This window comes from Terrabacter sp. 2RAF25 (genome assembly GCF_052115265.1).
GTDB lineage: Bacteria > Actinomycetota > Actinomycetes > Actinomycetales > Dermatophilaceae > Terrabacter.
This window is the reverse complement of sequence record NZ_JBFRGJ010000046.1, coordinates 1-477: the sequence shown is the minus strand read 5'-3', so window position 1 is coordinate 477 and position 477 is coordinate 1. Positions and strand designations below refer to the sequence as shown.

The 477-nt window shown below is 69.8% G+C and carries 1 protein-coding gene; it reads right to left on the bottom strand.

Annotated features, from left to right (window positions below):
• Window positions 1-477 (bottom strand): HAD family hydrolase (locus tag AB4091_RS21890; protein ID WP_442295025.1); only part of this gene is annotated, 477 nt, incomplete at both ends.

Genomic DNA, 477 nt, shown 5'->3' with positions numbered 1-477 from the left:
GCCTTCAGGGCTGCGGGTGTGGTCTCCTTCACCGGGTCCGCGACCGCGACCATGCCGGCGACGGCGCCGTCCACCACGACGAACATCACCGTCTCGCCCTCGTCGCGCCGCGCGTCGGCACGCGCGGTCAGGACGCCGACATCGAGGCCCATGTCCGTCAGCAGCCGGATATTGCCAAGCGCCACCGGCTGCCCGTCCACGATGCCGCGCACCCCTTGGCCGGTCACGGCTTCGAAGTCCCCGGCCTCGACCATCTCCACGCCACGATCTTCGGCGCCGCGCACGATCGCCTCGGCCAGCGGATGCTCCGAGCCGCGTTCGAGCGATGCCGCAAGGCGCAGGATCGCGTTTTCGTCATGCCCCGCCTCGGGCAGCACGGCGACCAGGCGCGGCTTGCCCTCAGTCAGTGTGCCGGTCTTGTCCACGATCAGGGTGTCGACCGTCTCGAAACGCTCAAGCGCCTCGGCGTTCTTGATC